The following is a 23862-nucleotide window of genomic DNA, read 5'->3' as shown; positions in this document are numbered from 1 at the left end:
CGTCCACGGATACGCCCCGGCATCCTACCAGGTCGGCGTCCAACTGAACGCGCCCGTCGAAGCGTCGAAGCTCGCGCCGGTCGGCACGGAGTCGACACCGTAGGTGAGCGTATCGCCGTCGTCGTCCGCGCCGGCCAGCGTAAACGAGAGCGTATCGCCCTCGACCACGCTCAACGTCGCTCCGTCTTGCGGCGTCGGATCGACGAAGTAGGGCGCGTCGTTGACGTTCTGGACGTCGATCGTGAAGGTCTGAGTGTCGCTCCCGCCGTTTCCGTCTCGAACGACGACCTCCACCGAGTGAGGGCCCACGTCGGCGTTGCTCGGCGTGCCCGACAGAGTCGCCGACCCGCCGCTCCCGAGTGACAATCCAAGCCACGAGGGCCGAGTCGCCAACGAAATCGTCAGGCTGTCGCCCGTATCGACGTCGGTCGCCGTCACCAGGTAGCTATACGGCTGATCTTCGGTCGCGCTCGTCACCGGAGTCGACGTGAAAACGGGCGCGTCATTGACCGAGCCGACGCTGATATTCACCGTCGCCGTATCGCTGCCGCCGTCTCCGTCGCTCGCTCGGTACGTAAAGCTGTCGCTCCCGTGAAAGTTCGGGGCGGGCTCGTAGGTGAACCCGCCGTTCGCGCTCAGATTGAGCGTGCCGTTCGACGGCCCGCTGACCACGCTCGCCGTCAACGCATCGCCGTCCGGATCAGTATCGTTGGCCAACACGCCGCTGGGCGACACGTCGAGCAGACCGTCCTCGTCGACGCCGTAGCTGTCGTTGGAGGCGGTCGGGGCATCGTTGGGCGTGCAGTGAATCACGTCGTCGATGACGTTGTCGTCGAACGCGCGCAAGACCACGCCGCCGACGACCGAGCCGCTGAAACTCTGCGTCAAGCTATTGATGAGGGTGGTGCCGTCGGAGTCGTACAGCCGGCCGGTGACACTTCCGCCACCGTTGAACTCCACCTCCAAGTAGTACCACTGCGAGTTGAAGGTCTGGCTCGTCTGATTGAGCTGGGTGTGGTTGTAGCCGGCGTTGTCCTGAAACCGGATATCAGTGGTGTTGAGCGAGGCGATGAAGGTCTTGGCGCCCGACCCGTCAGCGTCGAAGCCCAGATAAACCCGACCGCTGCTCGCCGTCGACCCGTGAAACCACAACCCCAATCGCTCGCCGGCCTGCTGCCCGATCGTCACGTCCGTGCGATAGACCCAGTCCGGGTTCTGAACGCCGTATGATCCGCTCCGGCTGTAGGTGGTCGTGCGCGTACCGGGAAGGTCGTAGACAGTCCACGGCGAGTTCGGCCACCCACTCTCGAAATCCTCGATCGTCGTGCACGAGGCCGATGCATCGACGGTCCAACTGGCCGCCGCTACGAACGCCGAGAGCGCCACTAGGGAACGAAAACGCCGCACTAAACCACTCGCTGAAGGCCTGACCGCTGCACACTTCTCCATGACATCCATCCGACTGCTACTAAAGCAAGCTGGGGTATCTGTGTTTAGGCGCCGATCCTTACACAAGGCGCAATCGCATCACAATCGAGAAACACCGGTTTCTTGACGTGCACTTCGGCCGCCAACCAAAGTGAGTTACGATTCGCTCACACTCTTCTAGAGTCAGGGGAGAACGGCCGCACGCCATTTCGATGACAGAGCTACTCCGATGAGAAAGCTACTCGAGCGCTTCACGAAGATGCCGGTTCTCAAACGGGCCGCCTTCATTACAGCCGTTTTGATGGCGGGGTGGGGCTTGACCATCACTCCGTCACTCATTGACGCCCTCGAGGTGTCAACAGTGGTCGATGATGCTGAGAGGGGTGTCGATTTCGCGGATGATTTCATCGCCCTTAGTCACGACGCATACGTCCTTTTTGTCGTCATTGATGCCCCAGAGGCAGGTGGATGGAGCCGAGAACAGGTCGAAAGTGCTCCCGTTCCGCCAGTAACCGTAAGAATCCGAAGCGTCGACGGGCCCACGTCGCATCAGTGGTCGGTCTTACCAGACTCGCGTTGGATTGGCCGGGACGAGTACGGCGACCCTGAATATCAAAGCGCGAATCTGGAGTGCGAAACGCGGTGTTTCGAGGGGACGTGTAGTGCAGTGTGGTGTTTCTCGAAAAGCCGCACGGATCTCGACTGGCTCGAGCACTACGAGGCCTCCGTACATGTTGCGCCGCTACCTGACTTCATGCAGGGCTCGAAGTTTTCCGCTCAGGTGAATGATGGCTCCCGAGAATTGCGTGCCTATCTGCCACTCATTGCGCTCACCCAACTGGTCGTCTTTGGCATTGCCGCCATGGCTATCGCGCTGCTCGGAGAATTGCTCCAACGCGTCAGACCCACCGACTGAATAGCTGGCGCCGCCACTCTTTCTTGGCTCAGATGATACGAAATCTAGATCGGTGGGTCGTTCCCGTGACCGGAGCCGGCCGTCGACTCGGCGCGCTGCGCGCCATGGAGGTGGGTGGGCGCGCATCTAGCTTTCAGGCTTTCCGTCCACCGGGACAAGCCCGGTGGGACGGGTACTTGGTAAGACCACTTACGATCGGCTGTTATCAAAGCGGCCATCTCCTGCCAAACTTGGACGGCAAGCACTTCAGAAACTCGTTCAACTGGCACGGAGGCATCATGCACAAGCAGCCGAAGGCGCCGAGGAGTATCTGGAAAAGGCTGACGGACAGACGCAAGGCTGTACTGGTCGACCAGCTTCGGGCGATAGCCAGGCGGCAGATGACTTCGACAAATCGACACGGAGGTCGAAATGACGGAGTCCGCGATTCTGCGCCCACCCAAGATCACCGAGCGACATGTCAACCAGCTGGTGGTGGTCTATGTACGGCAATCAACTCTCCAGCAGCTCGAGGAGCATCAAGAGTCGACGCGTCGACAGTATGCGCTCGCCAAACGCGCTCGTCGGTGGGGATGGAGCGATGATCAGATTTTGACCATCGACGACGATCTGGGCACAAGCGGAGCAAGCATCAAGGGAAGGCAAGGTCTCCAGAAACTCATGCAGGAGGTGCGTTGTGGGCATGTCGGGCTGATTCTGGCCCTGGAGTTGTCTCGCTACGCCCGGTGCTGCCTGGACTGGTATCGTCTCCTGGAACTGTGTGCCCAGTACGATACGCTTATTGCCGAAAATGACGTGGTCTACGAGCCCTGCGACCCCAATGACCGCATGCTATTGGGAGTCAAAGCGACGATGTCGGAGACAGAGCTTCACATCATGAAGCAGCGACTCGAGGACGGCAAGCTGGCCAAGGCCAAGCGGGGCGAGCTCGTCTTTGATGTGCCGCGTGGTTACGTATGGAGTGTCGACGAGGAGATCATCAAAGACCCCGACGCCCAGGTGCGCCGGGTCATCGAACTGATCTTCGAGGTGTTCGAGAGGCGGCGCACCATCGGTGGTGTGTGTCGATATCTCGAGGCGCACGACATCAAGCTTCCGCATCGTCGCGACAGCTTCGGGCATCTGGCCCACCTGGGCCCGCTTGAGTGGCACAAGGCGACGAACTCGGCGGTGAGCAACCTTTTGCGGCACCCGATTTATGCGGGGGCCTATGTCTACGGGCGGCGCCAGCGGCCCTCGAACGCCGGGTTCGGGAGTCGAGGCGAGCCAGGCCGGGTCCGAGTCGACCAGGGGCAGTGGCTCGTGTTGCTCAAAGCCAATCACCCCGCCTACATCGACTGGAAGACCTACGAGAGAAACGTGGAACAACTCGAGGACAACAAACCGGCCGTGAAGGGATATGCGCAAAATGGCCAAGCGCTGCTGGGAGGACTGGTCCTTTGTGGCGGGTGCGGCTGGCGGATGAGCCTGCACTATAAAGACCCACAAACGTGGCGCTACGAATGCGAAAACTACAAGACGAAGGCCAAAGATGGCTGTCGCTCCTTCAGTGGGATGTCGCTCGACGAGCTGATCGAAACGCTTGTGTTGCAGGCTCTGGAGCCAGCAGCCATCGAAATGAGTTTGAGGGTTATCGAGGAGGCCGAGAAGGAAAGAGAAAAGCTAAGAGAGCTGTGGGAGCAAAAGCTCGAGCGGGCGCGCTATCGCGCCCAACGAGCATTCGAGCAGTATGACGCGGTCGACCCGAGAAACCGTCTGGTGGCCCAGACCCTCGAAGATCGCTGGCAAGAGGCGCTGGAGGAAGAAGAACGAATCCGACGCGACTACGCCCGCCAAAAAGCCGAGTGGCAGACGCCGCTTCCTGGCGAACAAGCCGAAGAAATACGCCGTCTGGCCCAAGATCTGCCGGCCCTGTGGCATGCCGAGGAGACGCTCCCCAAAGAGCGCCAAGAAATCGTGCGCGCGATCGTCGACGAAATTCACGCGCAGGTCGAAGGCGAAACCGAGCGACTCCGCGTCGAGGTCCACTGGGCCGGAGGTGACCGCACAGCGGCCATCGTGCAACGGCCGGTGCAGAGCTGGAAGCAATTGAGCTACTACGACGAGCTTGTCGATAGGATCAGCCGGCTTTTCGAAGCCGGCAAAAGCGATGCCCAGATAAGTGAGCGGCTAAACGAGCAGGGGTATCGAACCGCCGAAGCCCGCCCATTTACGCGGGCAGCGCTCACATCATTGCGCTACAACCTCGGGCTGAAGCGCGCACAGTCGAGCAAGCCGACCGACCTCCTCAATTTAGCCGAGGATGAGTGGACGACCGACCAACTGGCCGAAAGACTCCAGATGCCGCGAGCGTCACTCTACAACTGGATCCGAAGCCAGAAGGTCAATGCCGAAAAGCGAGCCGCTCAGAAGCGCAAGATATGGGTCATCACCGCCGATCAAGCTGAACTCCAGCGTCTTGAAGCCCTCAGAGAGCAAGGAACGAGTCGCTAATCATCTAATAACACCTTCAAACACGGTGGCATCATGAATCACCCACTGGGGCGGCTGCCTCGCCGAACTGCGAAAAAGAACCGCAGCTCAATCATTGCGCGAACCTGAGCCGAGACCGTCACCGTAACCCGCGACATTGACACTGCGCCCGCTTTCTAGCTACAAGGGGGACCGCTAATTCAGCGGCTTTTGACGAAACCGTAGGAAATAACCATGCTTGCACTTCCAAACCTCAACAAGACGGGCCAACTGGCGCTCGCGGCGCTGCTGGTCGGCGCGGTGGCGCTGACCGGCTGTGACAAGAGCGGTGAGACGGCCAACAACGCCGAAGGTGCGGCGAAGAGCTCCGGCGGCGAGAAAGCCGATGAGTTCAAGGCCGGCGCCAACGCCGATATGTTCACCTTCGTGGTCTCGGCAGACCCGGAGACCTTCGACACCGCCAAGATGAGTGGTGCTCCCGAGGGTCGCCTGGCGATGCAGCTCTTCGAGGGACTTCTGATACCGGGGCCGACCACCGAGGGCATCACCGACTCCTCGAAGTTGGTCAAGCCGGGCGTGGCCGAGTCGTACGAGGTCAGCGAAGACGGCAAGACCTACACCTTCAAGATTCGCGAAGATGCCAAGTGGTCGAACGGCGACCCGGTGACCGCTCAGGACTTCGTCTACTCGTGGAAGCGCGTGCTCACCCCGGGCTTCCCGGCGGACTACGCCACGATGATGTACGTCATCAAAGGCGCCGAGGAGTACAACAAGTCGAAAGAGGGCGAAGCGGACTGGAGCAAGGTCGGCCTCGAGGCCAAAGACGACCAGACGCTCGTCGTCGAGTTGAACAACCCGACGCCGTACTTCCCCGAGCTGGTCGCCTTCTACACGTTCTTCCCGACGCCTCAGAAGGTCGTCGAAAAGCATGGTGACGACTGGACCAAGCCCGAGAATATCGTGACCAACGGCGCTTATGTCCTCAAGAGCTACGAGCCGCAAAAAGAGTTGCTCCTGGGCATCAACGAGCACTACTGGGACGAAGAGAACGTCAGCATCACCGAAGCCAAGGCGCGAATCATCACCGACCGCAACGCGGTCACCAACGCCTACCGCGCCGGCGAACTGCACTGGAGCGGCACCAGCCTTCCGGTCAGCCAGATCTCGAGCTTCGTGGCTCACCCGGACTACCGTCGTGACCCGATGCTGGGCACCTACTACTTCCGCGTGAACGTCTCCAAAGAAGACTCGCCGCTCAACGACAAGAAGGTGCGCCAGGCGCTTAGCCTCGCCACCGACCGTCAGACGCTGGTCGACAACGTGCTCAACGGTCTGTACCACGCCGCCGACGCCTACGTGCCCAACAACATGGCCGGCTACGAGTCGACCACCAAGACCGAGTACAACCCGCGCAAAGCCAAGGCGCTCCTCAAAGAGGCGGGCTACGGCAAAGACGCCAAGAAGTTCCCCCAGATCCAGCTCCTCTACAACACCGACGAGAACCACAAGCTGGTGGCCGAGTCGATTCAGAAGCAGTGGAAGAGCAACCTGGGCATCGACGTCGAGTTGGTGAACAAGGAATGGAAGATGTACCTGCAGGACGTCGACAACCTCGACTACCAGGTCGCGCGTGCAGGCTGGATCGGCGACTACAACGACCCGATGACCTTCCTGGACATGTGGGAGACCGGCAACGGCAACAACGACACCGGCTGGTCGAACGCCGAGTACGACGAGCTTCTCGACCAGGCGCGCAGCGAGGCCGACTCGGCCAAGCGCCAGGAGTTGTTGCAGAAAGCCGAGACGATTCTCTTGGAAGAAGGTCCGGTCATCCCGATCTACTTCTACACCAACAACGTGCTGGTCGCCCGGCAGCTCGAAGGTCTCGAGCCGCATAACCGGGACATCCACCTCCTCAAGTACGTGAGCCTCCCGCAGTGACTCGCTACATCTTAAAACGCCTGGTCAGCAGCATTGTCGTGCTGCTGATCATCGTGACCGTCGCGCTCTGGATCACGCGCATGGCGCCGAGTAACCCGTGCTTGAAAGAGCGCGAGGCGAATACCTGCGCCTGCGTCAAAGAGAATATGCTCGACCGACCGGTCTTTCCGGTCTACACGAGCGTGCCTCTCGATCCGGTCGATAGCTGCCAGTTCTGGGAGCCCGAATCCCAGGTCAGCATCGGCCCGGTCAATATCCTGACCTCCGAGTGGGGCGAGACGCAGTATTTCAACTACGTCGGCCACCTGATCCGGTTCGATCTGGGTCAGAGCATGAAGACCGACCGCAGCGTCGGCGAGACGATCTCGGCGGCGCTGCCGTACACGATCCAGCTCGGGCTTCAAGCGCTCATCTTGGCGATTCTGATCGGCGTTCCCGCCGGTCTGTACGCCGGACTGCGCCAGAACACGCCCGCCGACTACACCACAATGACCGTGGCCATGGTCGGCGTGAGCATCCCGAACTTCGTGCTCGGGCCGCTGCTCATCATGTTCTTCGCGCTCGACTTGGGGTGGTTCCGGCCCAACGGCTGGGACTCCTGGCAGGACAGCGTCTTGCCCAGCATCACCCTCGGGTTGTTCTACGCCGCCTATATCGCGCGGCTGACCCGCGGGGGCATGCTCGAGATCATCCGAAAAGACTTCATTCGCACCGCCCGAGCCAAGGGCCTGAGCGAGAAGACGGTCGTGCTCGGCCACTCGCTTCGAGGCGCCATCCTGCCGGTGGTCAGCTTCTTGGGACCCGCGTTCGCGCGCCTTTTGACCGGCTCGGTGGTCGTCGAGGAAATCTTCAACCTCCCCGGCGTCGGCAAAGAGTTTGTGCGCTCGGCGCTCAACCGTGACTACAACATGGTTTTGGGAACCGTCATTTTGTATTCGACGCTGTTGATCACCATGAACATGGTCGTCGACATCCTCTACACCGTCATTGACCCGCGGGTGGACTATGAGTGAGCCTGTGAAAGGACAAAGGGTGCAGAGGAAGCAGAAGCGCGACGAGATGGAACTCGTCGAGGGCACCAGCCTATGGAAGGACGCCTGGCGGCGGCTCAAGAAGAACCGCGCCGCCATGGCCGGCGCCCTCGTGGTGTTCTTCATGGTCTTCTGCGCCATCTTCCAGCCGCTGATTGCTGCCTACGTCACCCACTTTTCGATCGACGAGCAGCACCTGTTCGTGGTGCCCAAGCCGCCCGGCGCGCGCAGTGTTCCCTCCGAGCACTTCTCGCTGATGGCGCCCGAGGGCAAATTCAGCTTCGAGCAGGTCGACAGCAACGACGACGACTTCATCGACGAGCGCGAGATCGAGACGGCCTACCGCCGCTACGAGTTCCGCAAGATCGACACCAACGACGACGGTGTGCTCAGCTACGCCGAGTACGAAGACGCGCCGCTGAGCCTGCCGCCGCCCGAGTTTATCCCCGATTGTCAGCGGTGGACCTTCGCTAAAAAGTCGATGGCTCCCATCGAGGCGCGCTCGGTCTTCGAGTGTGACGCCAACGAAGAGGGCGTCATCGAGTACGAGGAAGCCGGCAAGCTCGTCGCCCTCGTCAGCGGCAGCGAAGCGCGCGACATCCTCAACAAATTCGACGAGGATGGCGATGTCGCCCTCAGCAAAGCCGAGTACCAGGGCCTGCCCGCGCCGGTCAAAAACTGGCTCGGCACCGACCAGCTCGGCCGCGACTTGCTCACCCGTCTGGTCTTCGGCGCGCGCATCTCGCTCGCCGTCGGCCTCCTGGCCACGATGGTCTCGCTGATGATCGGCGTGACCTGGGGCGCGACCGCCGGCTTTATGGGCGGCAAGGTCGACAACATCATGATGCGCATCGTCGACATCATGTACGGCCTGCCGTTTATGATTCTGGTCATCTTGCTCGTGTCGGTGTTCGGCTCGGATATCCTCATCCTGTTCTTAGCGCTCGGCGCTATCCAATGGCTGACCATGGCGCGCATCGTGCGCGGCCAGGTCATCAGCCTCAAAGAGCAGGAATTTGTCGACGCGGCGCGTTGTATCGGTGTGTCGAAGCCGGCGATTATCTTCCGCCACCTCATCCCCAACGCGCTCGGCCCCATTATCGTCTACACAACGCTGACGGTGCCGGCGGTCATGCTCGAGGAGGCTTTCCTTAGCTTCCTCGGCCTGGGCATCCAGGCGCCGCTGACCTCGTGGGGCGCGCTCGCCAGCGAAGGCCGCCAGATCATGGAGACGGCCCCGTGGGTCATCATCGCCTCGGGCGGTGCGCTCGCCGTGACGCTGATGAGCTTGAACTTCCTGGGTGACGGGCTGCGTGACGCGCTCGACCCCCAACTTCGCAAGGATTGATGTTCTCCGATGACTGAAACCGCCGCGAAAAACGAAAAGAGCACCGCGAAGTCCACGCTCGACGAGCGCCCCAAGATCCTCGAGGTCAAAAACCTCAAGACGCACTTCAAGACCGACGAGGGCGTCGTGCGCGCCGTCGACGGCGTCAGCTTTGCGGTGCGAAAGGGCGAGTCGCTGGGCATCGTCGGCGAGTCCGGTTCGGGCAAGTCGGTCACCCAGATTTCCATTCTGGGCCTGATCCCGTCGCCTCCCGGCGAGATCGTCGACGGCCAGATCCTGTTCCAGGGCGAAGACCTCCTCGAGAAGAAGGACAAGGAGCTTCGCAAGATTCGAGGCAACAAGATCTCGATGATCTGGCAGGACCCGATGACCAGCCTCAACCCCTTCCTGCGCATCTCGAAGCAGCTCATCGAGCCGCTTCGCCTACACAAGGGGATGGACAAGGCGGCCGCCAAGCAGAAGGCCATCGAGATGCTCGACAAGGTCGGCATCCCGGGCGCCGCCGAGCGTATCGACCAGTATCCGCACCAGTTCTCCGGCGGTATGCGCCAGCGCGTCATGATCGCCATGGCGCTTCTGTGTGAGCCCGAACTCCTCATCGCCGACGAGCCGACCACCGCGCTCGACGTGACGATTCAGGCCCAGATCCTCGAGCTCATCAAGAGCCTGCGAAAGGACTTCGGCACCAGCGTCGTCACCATCACCCACGACCTGGGCGTCGTGGCCGGCATGGCCGACCGCATCATCGTGATGTACGCCGGCCGCATGATGGAGGAGGCGCCCGCGCGCGAGCTCTTCCACCACCCGGCGCACCCGTACACCGTCGGCCTGCTCAAGAGCGTCCCGCGACTCGACCGCGGCCGCACCGACGAGCTGATCCCCATCGAGGGCCGCCCGCCGGACACCTCCAAGGACATTCCCGGATGCCCGTTCGTCGACCGTTGCCCCTGGGCCATCGACAAGTGTCACAAGGAATTCCCCGAGCCCAAGACCTTCGGCGACGGCCACCGCTCGTTCTGCTGGCGTGCCGACGAAGTCTACGCCGCCAAGCTCGGCTCGAAGTCGTCGTCGGAGCGCGTCCACGAGATCGAACAGAAAGTTCGCGCCGGCGAGACCATCGACACGACCGCGGCCGATGCAGCAGGAGGCGACGATGTCTGAAGCAGTAGCCGACCCAAAAGAGAAGACGGACGTGGCATCGGAAGACAACTCCACGACCCGAGACCCCAAAACCCCGAAACCCCAAGACCCCGCGAACGAGAACAAAGTTCTCGTCAAGATCGAAAACCTCAAGATGCACTTCCCGGTCTACAAGGGAGCGCTCTTCCGAAAAGAGGTCAACCGGGTCAAGGCGGTCGACGGGCTCACCTTCGACATCTACGAGGGCGAGACCCTCGGACTCGTCGGTGAGTCAGGCTGCGGCAAGTCGACCACCGGCCGCGCCGTCATCCAGCTCTACGAGCCCACAGACGGCGCAGTCGTCTTCGAGGGCTGCGACCTCACAAAGCTTCCGCCCAAGGAGCTGCACCGGCTGCGTCGCGACCTGCAGATGATCTTTCAGGACCCGTACGCCTCGCTCAACCCGCGTATGACCGTCGGCGACATCATCGCCGAGCCGATGAAGGTCCACAAACTGGCCAGCGGCAAGGATATCCAGCGCGAGGTCCAGGAGCTGATGGACATCGTCGGCCTCGACCCGCGCTTTGTGCGCCGCTACCCGCACGAGTTTTCCGGCGGTCAGCGCCAGCGCATCGGCATCGCCCGCGCCCTGGCGAGCAAGCCGAAATTCATCGTCGCCGACGAGCCCATCAGCGCGCTCGACGTGTCCATCCAGGCCCAGATCATGAACCTGATGGACGAACTCCAAGACGAGTTCGGTCTGACGTACCTGTTCATCGCCCACGACCTGGCCGCCGTGCGTCATATCTCCGACCGCATCGCGGTGATGTATCTGGGCAATATGGCCGAGCTTTGCGACGGCGAAGAGCTCTACGAAAACCCGCTGCACCCCTACACCGAGGCGCTCATCTCGGCGGTCCCGATTCCCGACCCGGAGGTCGAGGAGACCCGCGAGCGCATCGTCCTGCAAGGCGACGTCCCCAGCCCGCTCAACCCGCCGTCGGGCTGCGTCTTCCACACGCGCTGCCCCTACGCCTTCGACCGGTGCAAAAAGGAAAAGCCGGTCTTCCAGGAGGCCGAGGACGGCCACTTCGTCGCGTGTCACCTGATTGACGAGCCCGAGCGGCGTGAGAACGTCGACCCCACGAAGTCCTCTCCGCTCTCGAGTGGCGGGGAATGACAAACAGGCGAGCGGCTCCTCCCCACGGCCGTAGTTAGCCGAGGGGAGGTGGCGGCAGAGCGAAGCGAGAGCCGCCGGAGGGGCCGCCACATCGATCACAAGAGCCGCAAGAGGAGAGCACCAATGAATGTTAATGGACGCCTTTGCCTCATCCTCATCCTCGCATCCTTGCTCGCCGCAGCCCCCGCTTGCCGCACCGGCACCACGCCGGAAGCCGGCGTCGACGCGAGGCTCTTCGAGACTCCCGACGCCGCGCTGGGCTACAGCCCGCGCGGCTACTGGTTTGCGCTCACCGAGCAGAACCAGCCCATCACCAACTTCGTGACGATCACCCACGACGGGCAGACCGAGCTTTTCTACGCCGTCGCCCGGGGTGAGCGCGCCGCGCAGTTGCTCCCGCTCACGCCGGTCGAGTCGAGCTGGTTCGCCGAGGCGGTCGAGGCAGGCGCCAAGCCCGACTTCACCGACACGCTCGAAGGCGTGCAGTCTTCGGACGCGATCGGCATCTGGGAAGGCGGCGACGCGCCCGTCGAGTGGATCGGGCCGAAGCCCGAAGGTCCTATCACGGCCGTAGCCATGCCCGTCGAGGCGCCCGAGAAGGCCGCGCCGTTTTATCGCTGGGCCAAGGGCGTCGTCGACATCGACGCCGGCACGGCCAGCGCCTCCGACGGCAAACTCGACAAGGGGCCGTACCTGCTCATCCCCGACGGGGTCGACAAACCCGAGAAGGTGCGCGTCGTCAGCCTCGCGCCGACTGCGCGCGAACTCCCCGAGGGCGAAGACGGCCTGACGCTGTCGAACCAAAAGCCCGTCGAGTTTTCCAACAAAACCATCTCCGAATACATCACGTTGCCCGTCGGCCGCCAGGTCGGCGCGGACGTACTCTTCTTCGACGTCGGCTCGGAGACCTTCGTCTCCAACGTCGGCCCGGACGCAGCGCGCCTGGGCGACGAGGCTCGCTTGGTCGCGGCAGCCGCCGAGATTCCGTTCCACGTGCGCGACGAGACCAAGTTCGTCGACATCGCCCGCGGGTTCGAGGCGCTGCGCGAGGGCAGGGCGCTCGCCGCGGCGTATTGGCTCCAGCCCGACGTGTTGTCGGCTGCAAAGAACGCCGACGCCACGCCGCTTCGCCTCGCCGAGCTCCCCGCGGCCGCCGGTCTCGCCCAGTGGTCGCGCCTGGCGCTCCTGGAGACCGCCGACGGCATGGGCGCCGACCGCGTTCTCTACCTCGCACGCGCCCACGCTCTCGAAGGCGACCTCGGCCAGGCCGGCACCTACGCGATGCGCTCGTCGAGCTCGTTTCGCGATTGGCCTCCCCCGGCCAAGCGCACGGGCATGGCGCGCGCCAAGCTCCTCATGGCGCGCCTCGCCGCGCTCGACGGCGAAGTGACCGACTCCATCGACTTCGCCCGCAGCGCCATTGAAGATTACGCGCTCGTCGAGGACGCCCTGCGTCGCGCCGACGCGGAGATGCAACTCGCCGGCTACTTGTTCGAGGCCGGCTCCCCCGATGGCGCCGTCAAAAACGTCAAGCTCGCCCGCAGCCGCTACTATCACGGCGGCGCGCCGTACTTCTCGGCGCTCGCCGAAATCAAGTTGGCGCAGTTCCTGCTGGAGGCCAATCGCCCCAAAGAGGCGATCGAGATGGCCGGCTATGCCGTCGCGCGCATGAAGAAATTCGACGAGCCGGTCGGCCTCAACCGCGCTTCCATCGTGCAGGCCATCGCCCGACACCATGTCGGCGAGAAGCACGATATCTCCGGCGAACTCAAGAACGGACTGGCCCAGGCGCGTGAACTCGGGGACCTCGAGGCCCAGGCGCTCGCCGCCTCGGCGCTCGTGACGCTGACCGGCGTCGACGGCCAGGAGGAGATGCTCGAAGTCGCCAAAACCCTGATGCAGACTCGTGACGACGTAGTCGACGCCGTCGCCGAGCGCCGCACCCAACGCGCGATGGCTGCGCTTTGCGGGCAGGGGCTCGCGAAGGTCGCAGCCAGCGAAGATGTCGCGGGTGCCTGCGAGCAAGCCGTGGCCAACGTCGCCGGTGACCCGGAGACGCTGCAGGCGTGGCTCGAGCAGGGATACAAGGCCTTGCAGAGTGGCAACCTGACCCTCGCACAGTCGACCGCAGCCCAGCTCGCCGACAGCCTCGACGAGCAGCTCGAGCAGACCTCGGCCGTTCTGGCGGCGAAGATTCACATGTTCCAGTACGCGCTGGCCACGCGCCCGGCGCCTGGCGCGGGCGACAGGCCTGACGACGCGTCGCTCGCCAAGGCGATGGCGCTGCTCGACAAAGGCCTCGACCCCGCAACTGCAGCCGCGCGGCTCCACGAGTTGGCGCTCGAGCAGCGCACTCGCGGCATGACTCAGATCGCCGGTCGCCTCGGCGAAAAGGCGATGGCGTCGGCCCGCGCCGAGAAGCAATACGACCGCGAGCGCGAGCTGCTCTTTTTCCTGCTCGAAACTTACCGGGTCGCCGACCAGCCCAACGAAGTGCTCCAGTTGGCTCGCGACGGCCGCAAGGTCGTCTCGCGCGCCGGTCCCGGCTCCGACGCCCTCGAGGCCCGCGTGCTCATCTACCAGAGCGACGCCGAATACCGCCTCGGACGCACCTCCGACGCCGGTCTGCACCGCTCGAACGCGCTGGCGACCGCCAACAAGGCCGAGACGCCCGAGCGCCTCGAGCTGTTGTTGCTCGCCGCCGAACTCGATATGGACCGCCAGGCGACCGAGGCTGCCGAGCCGGCGATCGTCACCGGCCTCAACATCTACACCTCGCTCAGCCCGGAGAAGCGGACCTCGTCCGAGCTGATGCCCTCGCTTACCCGCCTGCACACACTGCACGGCGAGCTCGGTGTGCGCCTCGGCAAGCTCGACGCCGCCCGCAAAGCCTTCGACATCGCGCTCGCGCTGAGCAGCGAGTCGAAAACTCCCGAGGTGCTGGCCACGCGCGCTCAGACGCTGGCCTACCGTGCCGGATTGACCCGCGACGCGCAGAACCGCTCCACCTACGAAACGGACCTCGCAGCCGCGCTCGAAGAACTCGGCGGTTTCACCGCTCCGCAAGCGGCCACGCGCGCCCACCGCGCGGCGGTCGAGTACTTCGTCGACGCAGGCGACGCCTCCCGCGCGCTCGACATCGCCGACCGCGTCCACGACGCCGGCTTGTCGCTCGCCCCGCGCGAGCAGGCTCCCTGCATCACCGGACGCGCGCGGCTCTTCGCCGGCAAGACCGAGCAGGCCACCAAAGACCTGGAGACGTGCCAGGCCGCCAATCCGGCCGATGTCTCGGGCGCCTTTGCCTCACTCTTGGTCACGCTGACCGACGAATCGCTCGGCGCCGCGGAGCGCGCCCAGAAGGCCGCCTCGCTCCAGGCGAAGTTCGACGACAAGCTCACCGAGGCCGAAGCTGACCGCCTCGAGTTCATCGTGTCGCTCGCCAAACCAGACAAGACCTACGAGGACCGACGCGCCGAGCGGCTCAAAGCGAGCGCTGATAAGTCCCAAAAGCCCGCCGAAGTGGCCGCTTACGCCGACTACCTTCTGTCGGTCGGACGCATCGCCGAGGCGAACGCCTACGTCGACGATCACAGCACCGTTTTCTTCGAGCAGGGACAGGAATCACCGGGCACGCTCATCCGTTTGAGACTCGAAGCTATGGTCCGTCAGCTCCAGCCGGTCGAAGCCTCGCTCTTCGCCCGGCGCGCGCTCTCCGAGACGCGCGACCTGTCGGACGATGAACGCGCTCGAATCGATTTCCTTCGAGCCCAAAATGAAGTAGTCGCTGGGCGCTGGTGGCAAGCCGCCAACCTGCTCACCCAGGCGCGCGACGCCGCCTCCGACCGCGAATTGAAGTCGGAGATCGCCGCGTTTACCAAGAAGTTCCCACCGCTGGCCGATTGAACGAAGTATGACTCAAGCCGCTAAGAAGTACCCGCCCAAAGCCGAGACCGTCAGCCTGCGCGGGGTGCGCACTCACAACCTCAAGGGCATCGACTGCGACATCCCGCACGGCAAGCTCACCGTCATCAACGGGGTGAGCGGCTCGGGCAAGTCGAGCCTCGCCTTCGACACGTTGTACGCCGAGGGGCAGCGCCGCTACACCGAGTCGCTGTCGACCTACGCGCGCCAGTTTTTGCAGCGCATGGAGCGACCGCCGGTCGAGTCGGTCAAGAATATCCAGCCGGCGCTGGCGCTTCGCCAGAAGAACGAGGTCTCCAACGCTCGCTCGACGGTCGGTACGATCACCGAGGTCGACGACCACCTGCAGCTTCTCTACACCCACATCGGCGAGACGACTTGCCCCAAGTGCAATATCGCGGTGGTTCGCGACACGGTGCCGGGCGTCGTCTCCGAGATCGAGTCGTTCGAAGAGGGCACGCGCCTCATCATCGTCGCCGAGTCCGAGGCGCCTCAGGAAGAGCACCGCCACGCCGTGCTCAAGCACCTCGTCCAAGAGGGCTACCGGCGCCTGTTTATCGACGGCGAGACGATCGACATCACCGAGACCGACATCGAGTCGCTGCTCGACCGCGACGCCTTCCCGGTGGTCATCGACCGCATCAAGGTGCGCGAGGGCGAGGGCATGCGCATCTCGGAGGCCGTCGAGGCGGGCTTCGGGCTGGGCAAGGGGCGCATCGAGGTCTACTTCTACGACGACCTCGACCGGGCTCCGGTCGTCTTCGACCGCGCGTTTCGCTGCAACTCGTGCGGCACCGACTTCATCGAGCCGCAGCCGGCGCTCTTTAGCTTCAATAGCTCGCTCGGCGCCTGCGACGAGTGCTCGGGATTCGGCAAGGTGATGGGCATCGACTTCAAGAAGGTCATCCCCAACCCCGGCCTGAGCCTCGACGAGGGCGCCATCGCCTGCTTCGAGACGCCCAAATACAAAAAACACCGCCGCAAGCTGCTCGAGCTGTGCAAAGAGCGGGGCACGCCCATCGACGTGCCGTTCTTCAAGCTGCCCGAAGAGGACCAGGACTTCATCAAGGAGGGCGGCAAGGTGGGCCGCAAGCGCTGGAAGGGCGTTCGCGGCTTCTTCGACAGTCTCAAGAGCAAGCAGTACAAGACGCACGTGCGCATCTTCTTGGCGCGCTACCGCGGCTACGACCGCTGCCCGGAGTGCAAGGGGAGCCGGCTCAACCAGAGCGCGCGCAACGTCACCGTGCACGGCAAGGCGATCAGCGACATCTGGCAGATGCGCATCGAGGTCGCCCGCGAGTACTTCGACGAGCTGGAGCTTCCGCCGGAGCTGTACGCCCGCGTGGCCACGCTCATCGAGGAAATTCGCCATCGGCTCAACTACCTCGACACCATCGGCTGCGGGTATCTGTCGCTCGACCGCCAGTCACGCACGCTTTCGGGCGGTGAGATGCAGCGCATCCACCTGACCACGAGCCTCGGCCGCGCGCTCACCGACACGCTGTACGTCCTCGACGAGCCGACTGCAGGCATGCACGCCCGCGACACCGACAACCTCATGGAGGTGCTCTACGAGCTCCGCGACTTGGGCAACACAGTCGTCGTCGTCGAGCACGACCCCGAGGTCATCGAGGGCGCCGACTACGTTATCGAAATCGGCCCGCGCGGAGGAGAGCAGGGCGGCGAGATCATGTTCGCCGGCCCCATCGAGGAGTTCCACGCCCAGGAGACGCTCACCAGCAGCACCTTGGCGCGTCGCCGCGGCGTCCAGATCGACCCCAAGACCGCCAAGCCGAGCGGCCACGTGCGCATCGTCGGCGCCCGCGAGCACAACCTCGACGACCTGACCGTCGAACTCCCCTACGAGCGCCTGTCGGTCGTCACCGGCGTGAGCGGCTCGGGCAAGTCGACCCTGTGCGAAGACATTCTGTATAACGGCTGGAAAGCTCTGCAGGGCCGCGGCGGCGTCGAAGCCGGCGCCGTGGGCGCGCTCGAGGGCCTCGATATCTTCGACGACGTCGTGCTGATGGACCAGTCGGCCGTGGGCCGCTCGAACCGCTCGAACGCGCTCAGCTACACCGGCGCCTTCGACGACGTCCGCAAGATCTACGCGGGCACTCGCCAGGCGAAGGTCAGCGGCCTGTCGATCGGCGACTTCAGCTTCAACACTCCGGGTGGGCGCTGCGAGAAGTGTCAGGGAACGGGCACGATCACCGTCGAGATGCACTTCATGGCCGACATCGAGGTCACCTGCGAGGAGTGCGACGGCCAGCGCTACGGCCGGCGGGTGCTCGACGTCGAATACGGGGGCAAGAATATCGCCGACGTCTTCGAGATGACCGTCGACGAGGCCATCGAGTTCTTCCACAAGCGCGAGCCGCTGGTGCGAAAGCTCCAGCCGCTCATCGACGTGGGCTTGGGCTACCTTCGCCTGGGCCAGACGACGGCGACCCTGTCGGGCGGCGAAGCCCAGCGCCTCAAGCTGGCGACCTATATCGCCGACGGCCGCAAGCGCGGCGACACCAAGCCGGTGCTCTTCATCTTCGACGAGCCCACCGTCGGCCTGCATATGCTCGACGTCGAGACCCTCGTCGACGCGATGCACCAACTCGTCGACCACGGCCACACCGTCGTCGTCATCGAGCACAATATCGACTTCATCGCCCAGTGCGACCACGTGGTCGACCTGGGCCCGGGCGCCGGCCCGGCGGGCGGCAAGCTCGTCGCCGAAGGCACGCCCGCCGAGGTCGCCCAATGCGAGGGGAGCTACACCGGCAAATACCTCGCCGAGTTGCTCGCCAGTGCATAAACACTAGGCGCGAGGGCATTTGCCCCCATCGACTCGGTGCGAGGGCATTTGCCCCCATCGACTCGGTGCGTGGGCATCTTGCCCTCATCGACTCGGTGCGTGGGCATCTTGCCCTCGTCGACTCGGTGCGTGGGCATCTTGCCCTCGTCGACTCGGTGCGGGGGCATCTTGCCCTCGTCGACTCGGTGCGGGGGCATCTTGCCCTCGTTACCGACCTCCCCATTTGTGCAGACCACCTATTTCGGGCACAATCCCCGGGAAGAATTTCTCGCTCATCCCTGGGGGGCGCCCGTGCTTCGTACCCGAGCCAATCAACAGTTCACCATGCTGCTCACCGCAGCGATCTGTGCGGTGAGCGCCCATGTGTTCTGCCCGCCGGCTCAGGCCCGCCCACCGCTGCGGGCTGGGCAAGCGTTCGAGGTGGGCGAGGCGAAGTCCATACCTTTCCTCCGTCCTGCGCTTTCGCTCGATATGGCTTGCGCCGACGACGGCACCTGCGCGGTCATCTCCAGCGGCTATCCGGACGAGTTGCACTATGGCGTGCTCCGCCGCAACCCCGCTGAACAAGTGGTCGAGCCGAGTTTTCTGGGCAACCTCCCCGATCCGCGCGACCCGGTCGCTTCCGTCAGCCTCGTCGAGGACCAGTTCGTCGTGGCCTGGTGCGACGAAAACGGCTCCGTCTGGTCCCAAGAGATTTCCGTGGACGATGGGGCGGCACAAGGTACGCCCACTGAGGTTTTCGCTGTAGACGGCGTTGGTCCCTCGACCGCCTGCTCGAAGCCACTCGTCTCGAAGGCGGGCGCGGGCTACGTGGTGGTCTGGGAGTACAGCGGAGTGGCGGGGCGCATCGTGCGAGCGCGCTGGATCGACGACGCCGGGGCGCCCGAAAGCGAAGTCGCTGATGTTTTGACGAGTCAGCAGGCGCTGCACCTGCACGCCGTCGACTTCGACGGCAGCCAAGTCGTCGTCCTCGGCGAGGCCGATGATGGGTACGTCCATCTTCGAGGCGACCCGCTGACCAAGAGCTTTGCGTCGACGCCGACGCCGCTCCCTGCGATGTCGCCCACTTGGACGGGCATCTCTCAGGCATGCTCGGCCAACGGATCGTGCCGATTGGGGTGGGCCGAAGAGACCGGCGACGGCCACCATAAGGTATTCGTCGGCGCGGTCGAAGCCGATGGCCAGTGGTCGCACTCGCCGCTCGAGGCGTTCTCCTTCGAAGCTGCTGCAGATATCTTTTACGACTACGGCTCCTTTATGGGGCGCGTGCGTCTGCTGGCACACGGCGACAGCTTTCTGGTGGTAGTCACCGGCCGCACACGGGCGAGTCCCTTGCAGGCTGACATCGCGCTCGATGGTCGCTTTCGCAGGCTCGCCGCCGACGACACCTTGGGCGTGTCTCACACGCTCGAGCTCACTAACCACGGCTACCATGCCGTCGACGCGATCGACCACGATGGCGCCGGGCTGCGCAGCGTACAAAGGGACAACTTGTTCGCTAGGGACGCCCACTTGGCTTCTACGGGCGAAATGCTCGACGAACTGCCAATCTACACGTACATGCCAAACACCATCCGGCAGGTCGCCTTTTTTGAACTGGGCGATGCCCCGCTTTTGACATGGGCGGAGGCCAACCACCCTGCTTACGCCGCCGCGTTCGGGACCACGCTGTCGGCAACAGGCGCGCCGGTTGTCCGAGATGGCCTCGGATTTCCAGACGAGGCTTCAGGTGAGGATAGGGTCGAGTGTGATCGCGACAACGAGACCTATGTGGCGTGGAGTCGCAAGAGCGAGCGGCGTCTCGACGTCGTCCACTTCTACGACTGCGTCGCAGGCCTCCAGGCACGCACGCTCGAGGTCGTCGACCGAGTCGAGGGAGAGCTGCGATTCTTCGACGTCGCACGCTCCGAGCATGTGGGCGTCGCAGCTTATCTTGCCCCTCACAGCACCGACACCGTCATTCTCGTGTTCGCTTTGAGGGATGGTGACCAAGTGAGGCGCGCCGTCGTCGACGACGTCTACGACCCCGACGTTCGAATCGCCTGTACCGACACCTACTGTGTCGTCGCTCAACATGGGCAACAGGGGCGACACAACGTCCAATCGGTGGTGCAGTTTTCGACGTTTATGCTGTCGGACGCATTTTCACCTCCATCGCACCCGTGGACCTTTCGCGAACATCTCGCGCGACACATGGTCGAAGCCGACTCCATCGACGCGTTCGAACTGGGCGTGACCGAGGAGGGTGTTACCACGATGTGGCGCGAGTCGAGCGACGCGCCCGACGGCGGTCTGTGGCGGTTGGGGACAGTCACCGAAGACGGCGACTTCCAGACCCTGACTACCTACGACGCCGACACCATCGCACGCCTCGGGGTGCCCAAGCAGGCCCACGGACGTCGGGCCATGCTCGCCACTTTGCGTGTTGGAGCCACCTCAAACGTAACCGGGGTGGTACGCCTCGACTCTCGCTGGCAACTGCTCGACGATGCCCCCCTCGCACCAGTGGTCGACGGCAGCCAACGACCGGTCGACGCATTCGCCATCCGAGATCAGGGCGGCTTTTTCGTTGCATACTCGGGCGTGGCGGCATCGCCGCAGCGGACGAGAGCGCCGCTGTACGTCCAGGCAATCGGCTTGCCGGGTGAGGCGGGCGAGGTGTGCAGATTGGACGTCGACTGCGCTTCACGGAGCTGCGCCAACGGCGTGTGCCAATCGCCGCGCGCCGTCGACGCCGGTCCCGGCCGCCCCGGATTCGGCAACCCGGATGTCGGCAATCCGCTCGATACGGCCGGAGGTGACGCTAACGACGCCAGGGTCGAAGAGAGGCGAGGGCGGGGCGTGATGACATCCAGCGGATGCATGTGCCGACACTCCCAGCCAGACCCGGGGCCAGGCGCGCCCGTCACACTCTTGGGCGTGCTGGCCGCGTTCGCGCTGCGAAGACGCTACTCATTGCACATTGGTGCGAAATGAGTCGGCGCGAGGGCATTTGGCCCTCGTCGAATCGGTGAGGGGCATCTTGCCCTCGTATTGAAGCCATGGATGCCCTCGCGCCGAATCCCGGTCACTGCCACTGATCGTCGTCCATCTTCTCCTTGTCCATCTCGTCTTCGTCGATCTCGTCCTGCTCGATCTCGTCACGATCCATCTTCTCTTGGTCCTCCTCGGGACCACCGCCAATCGCCTCGTCTTGCATCTGCTGGTAGCCCTGGCGAGCCAGCGTCAGATGTTGCTCGAAGCGGGTCGACGCATCGGAGAGCACCTGCTGGACCTGGGCGTCCTGCGCCGCCGGCATCAACTCGTTCTGCGCCGTCGACAGCGCGATATCGTGCAGCTCGACCTGCGACCGCATAAACTCGCGGTCGAACTCCTCGCCCGACAGCCCCTCGAGGCGCTGCTCGACCTGCGACACCTTGTTCGAGATGTCGCGGCTCAGCTGGCTCTCCGACATCTGAGCATCGGTCTGCTCGGCCACGTCCTGGATGCGCTGATTGAGCGCCTGGTGATCCGCGATGATCATCTCGGCGGTCGTCTGGATCTCCGGGTTCTGTGAGCGCCTCATCGCCATGCGCGCCTGCGAAATCTCGGCGTCGTTAACGGTCTGGAGCACATAGAGAATCTGGCCGGAGTCCATCGCCTGCATCTGCTGGGCGGTCGGCTCCGACGGCTCCATCGTCGTCTCTGTCTCCTCGCCGCCGGTCGCGCAGCCAAAGGTGCCCATGGCCACGGTCAACACGAGCGCGAGAAGTTGTACAATGCGTCGCTTCTTCATGTTTGCCTCCCCCTTCAAAAATGGAGATTACAGAAGCCGGCGCGGTGAATGGGCGCCGGCACCTCTGCAAATGTGTGTTCGAGCAGGAGAAAGGCGAACTGGGGCAGGCGTTTACGGTCGCGTTTTCCAGTCGCGGTCACGGAGCCGGACACGGTCACGGTCACGGTCCCGGTCACGGAGCCGGTAATCGGTCGCCGGGCGCCTCCGCCAAAAAAATGCTCCAACTGTCGCGAAGGCCGGAAGCTTCCGGCTGCAAGGTGGTCGAATCGCCTCGACAGGCCGAGCGCTCCGCCGCCAAAATGCTTCGGTCGGCTCGAGCGCCGGACGGCGCCGCCCCCGAGCGTCGACAGCTGTCCTGTGTCATCGGCAGCCACGCGGTAGAGATGCATGAGTGGCGCTTCGCCTTTTGCTTCCTTATCCTCGGCCCCGTGACTCTCTCCGAAGCAATGAGGGCCCGATGATCCCGACGCCCAATCATATTCGCACCTGCCGCCTCGCCGCGTTCGCTGTGGTGAGCCTGCTGGTCTGGACACTCCCCACTGCGACCGCGACCGCCGAGCCGGCGTTGCGCGTCGGTGAGGCTCACGAGGTCAATCCCGCCAACATGCGGTGTAGCAAGCTGTATCGCACCGAGGATGGGCCAATCGTCGTTTGGGACAAGGTGGCGAACGACTCTGTAGGCCTCTTTGCCGCGGCGCTGACCCCTGCCGGCGCTCCGGTCGAGGGGTCCACCGTCGAGCTCGACGACGTCGCGTTGCAGGCGATGAACTCCCATTGCGACGAGGCGACTGCGCCGGTGCCAATAGGGTGGACCGTCTACGATCTCACGACCGTCGAGCTGCAGCGTTGCGGCGACCGGCTGAGCGTGACGCCGATGTTGAGCGGGCTGAATAATCGCTTCGTCGAAATTTTCGTAGACGCAGCGCGCTGGCGAACGCTGCATGTGACGGCGAGGCAGCTCAACGAGTTCGACCCGCCCCGCGTCGTCGTCGCCTACGCCGGCCCCTCGGGAGTGCAGACGCACGAGTACGTGCTCGAGGACATCGACGGGCAGATCAAGGGCTTGGCGTGCACCGACGACTACTGCGTGCTGGCGCACCTGGACGAAAACGATCAATTTGCTCAGCCGCAATTTACAGCATTTCGGCCGACGATGGACACCGATGCGTTCGAAGCGACGACCTTCGAGCATCAGACCGACGAGGACGAATCGACGGGGCTGGTTGAAGACCTCGAGCTGGACGGCACCGGCGAGCGAATCGTGGCGGTATGGCGGGAGCTCGTGTAGCGCGACGCCGATATCTGGCGGCTCGCCGCCGTCGACGAGACGGGCGCGACCGAGATTCTGGTGTCGTACGACGATCCCGATATCGTCGATCTTCAGCCCCCCATCGAGCAGGGCGGCCATAGGGCGATGCGCGTCGAGTTCACCGTGGCGCCCGAGGTGACCTCGACCGGGATCGTGCGCCTCGACCAACAGTGGCGCTGGATCGAAAGCGATCCGCTCCAGCCTGTGCTCGACGGCCAAACTCACGCCGTCCAAAGCTACGCGATTCGTCCCGAAGGCGGCTTTTACGTGAGCTTCGTCATCCGGGACAGGGATCGCGACACCCGTACGCCACTGTACATTCAGACGATCGCCATGCCCGGCGAGGACGGCTCGGCGTGCAGAGTCGACGCGGACTGTGCGAGCGATGACTGCTTGTATGGGGAGTGCAAAGCGCCCGAGAGCTCGGATACCGGCGCGAGCGACGCCGGAGAATCGGACGCCGGAGATGAGATGGACGCCGGTGTTGACACAGCCAAATCGAGTGCAGGGCAGGGCGGATGCAGCAGCACGGCCGGAGCCCCGATCGGGGCGGGCTGGATACTGGTGATTGTGCTGTTCGGGGCGACGCGGAGGCGCTCGTGCCGAAACTAAA

The 23862-nt window shown here is 63.9% G+C and carries 15 protein-coding genes and 2 pseudogenes; 13 read left to right on the top strand and 4 right to left on the bottom strand.

All coding sequences use genetic code 11. The features are described 5' to 3' along the window. Window positions 1-24 precede the first annotated feature (24 nt). On the bottom strand, window positions 25-1407 hold the full coding sequence (locus FIV42_RS28575) for a cadherin-like domain-containing protein (RefSeq protein WP_168211009.1): 1383 nt from the start codon (window positions 1405-1407) through the stop codon (window positions 25-27). Between the two features lie 250 nt (window positions 1408-1657). On the opposite strand from FIV42_RS28575, the gene FIV42_RS28570 reads away from it, so the two are divergent. The 10 genes and pseudogenes from FIV42_RS28570 (at window position 1658) to uvrA (ending at window position 18165) form a co-directional block, all read left to right on the top strand. Continuing rightward, window positions 1658-2344, top strand: coding sequence for a hypothetical protein (locus tag FIV42_RS28570; RefSeq protein ID WP_141200999.1), 687 nt, complete (start codon window positions 1658-1660; stop codon window positions 2342-2344). 411 nt (window positions 2345-2755) lie between these two features. Beyond that, window positions 2756-4837 (top strand): recombinase family protein, encoded by a 2082-nt coding sequence (locus tag FIV42_RS28565; protein ID WP_141200998.1) that lies wholly within the window; start codon window positions 2756-2758, stop codon window positions 4835-4837. A 213-nt stretch (window positions 4838-5050) separates the two neighbouring features. Further along, window positions 5051-6757, top strand: a complete 1707-nt coding sequence (locus tag FIV42_RS28560) for a peptide ABC transporter substrate-binding protein (RefSeq protein WP_141200997.1) — start codon at window positions 5051-5053, stop codon at window positions 6755-6757. After that, the gene (locus FIV42_RS28555) at window positions 6754-7770 is read left to right on the top strand and encodes an ABC transporter permease (RefSeq protein ID WP_141200996.1); all 1017 of its coding nucleotides are present in this window, start codon (window positions 6754-6756) and stop codon (window positions 7768-7770) included. The genes FIV42_RS28560 and FIV42_RS28555 overlap by 4 nt, the downstream gene beginning before the upstream one ends. Continuing rightward, window positions 7763-7945, top strand: a pseudogene (locus FIV42_RS31530) (ABC transporter permease); the annotation flags it as partial. The gene FIV42_RS28555 and the pseudogene FIV42_RS31530, both read left to right, overlap by 8 nt. A gap of 504 nt (window positions 7946-8449) precedes the next feature. Beyond that, window positions 8450-9136, top strand: a pseudogene (locus FIV42_RS31525) (ABC transporter permease); the annotation flags it as partial. 9 nt (window positions 9137-9145) lie between these two features. Next, window positions 9146-10297 carry an ABC transporter ATP-binding protein gene (locus FIV42_RS28540; protein WP_141200995.1) on the top strand — a complete coding sequence of 384 codons (1152 nt, stop codon included), beginning with the start codon at window positions 9146-9148 and terminating at the stop codon, window positions 10295-10297. Continuing rightward, complete coding sequence (locus FIV42_RS28535) at window positions 10290-11435, top strand: ABC transporter ATP-binding protein (RefSeq protein ID WP_141200994.1); 1146 nt, start codon at window positions 10290-10292, stop codon at window positions 11433-11435. Before FIV42_RS28540 ends, FIV42_RS28535 begins: the two co-directional genes overlap by 8 nt. A gap of 123 nt (window positions 11436-11558) precedes the next feature. Further along, window positions 11559-15338, top strand: a complete 3780-nt coding sequence (locus tag FIV42_RS28530; RefSeq protein WP_141200993.1) for a hypothetical protein — start codon at window positions 11559-11561, stop codon at window positions 15336-15338. Window positions 15339-15345: 7 nt separating this feature from the next. After that, a complete protein-coding gene (uvrA, locus tag FIV42_RS28525; protein ID WP_141200992.1) occupies window positions 15346-18165 on the top strand; it encodes an excinuclease ABC subunit UvrA in 2820 nt (939 codons plus the stop codon). On the opposite strand, the gene FIV42_RS28520 is transcribed toward uvrA, so the two are convergent. Continuing rightward, complete coding sequence (locus FIV42_RS28520; protein ID WP_141200991.1) at window positions 18123-18362, bottom strand: hypothetical protein; 240 nt, start codon at window positions 18360-18362, stop codon at window positions 18123-18125. The genes uvrA and FIV42_RS28520 overlap by 43 nt on opposite strands. A gap of 94 nt (window positions 18363-18456) precedes the next feature. On the opposite strand from FIV42_RS28520, the gene FIV42_RS28515 reads away from it, so the two are divergent. Continuing rightward, the gene (locus FIV42_RS28515; protein WP_168211008.1) at window positions 18457-21141 is read left to right on the top strand and encodes a hypothetical protein; all 2685 of its coding nucleotides are present in this window, start codon (window positions 18457-18459) and stop codon (window positions 21139-21141) included. A 91-nt stretch (window positions 21142-21232) separates the two neighbouring features. On the opposite strand, the gene FIV42_RS28510 is transcribed toward FIV42_RS28515, so the two are convergent. Beyond that, window positions 21233-21940, bottom strand: coding sequence for a DUF4142 domain-containing protein (locus FIV42_RS28510; protein ID WP_141200989.1), 708 nt, complete (start codon window positions 21938-21940; stop codon window positions 21233-21235). A 14-nt stretch (window positions 21941-21954) separates the two neighbouring features. Further along, window positions 21955-22329, bottom strand: coding sequence for a hypothetical protein (locus FIV42_RS28505; protein ID WP_141200988.1), 375 nt, complete (start codon window positions 22327-22329; stop codon window positions 21955-21957). A 68-nt stretch (window positions 22330-22397) separates the two neighbouring features. Here FIV42_RS28505 and FIV42_RS28500 point away from each other — a divergent pair, with 68 nt between their 5' ends. After that, entirely contained in the window at window positions 22398-23228 is an 831-nt protein-coding gene (locus FIV42_RS28500; protein WP_141200987.1) for a hypothetical protein, read from the top strand. A 60-nt stretch (window positions 23229-23288) separates the two neighbouring features. Further along, complete coding sequence (locus FIV42_RS28495) at window positions 23289-23861, top strand: MYXO-CTERM sorting domain-containing protein (RefSeq protein ID WP_141200986.1); 573 nt, start codon at window positions 23289-23291, stop codon at window positions 23859-23861. Window position 23862 lies beyond the last annotated feature (1 nt).

The sequence above is a fragment of the Persicimonas caeni genome (assembly GCF_006517175.1).
Lineage (GTDB): Bacteria > Myxococcota_A > Bradymonadia > Bradymonadales > Bradymonadaceae > Persicimonas > Persicimonas caeni.
The sequence above is the reverse complement of the archived record's forward strand: the minus strand, read 5'-3'. Positions and strand labels throughout refer to the sequence as shown.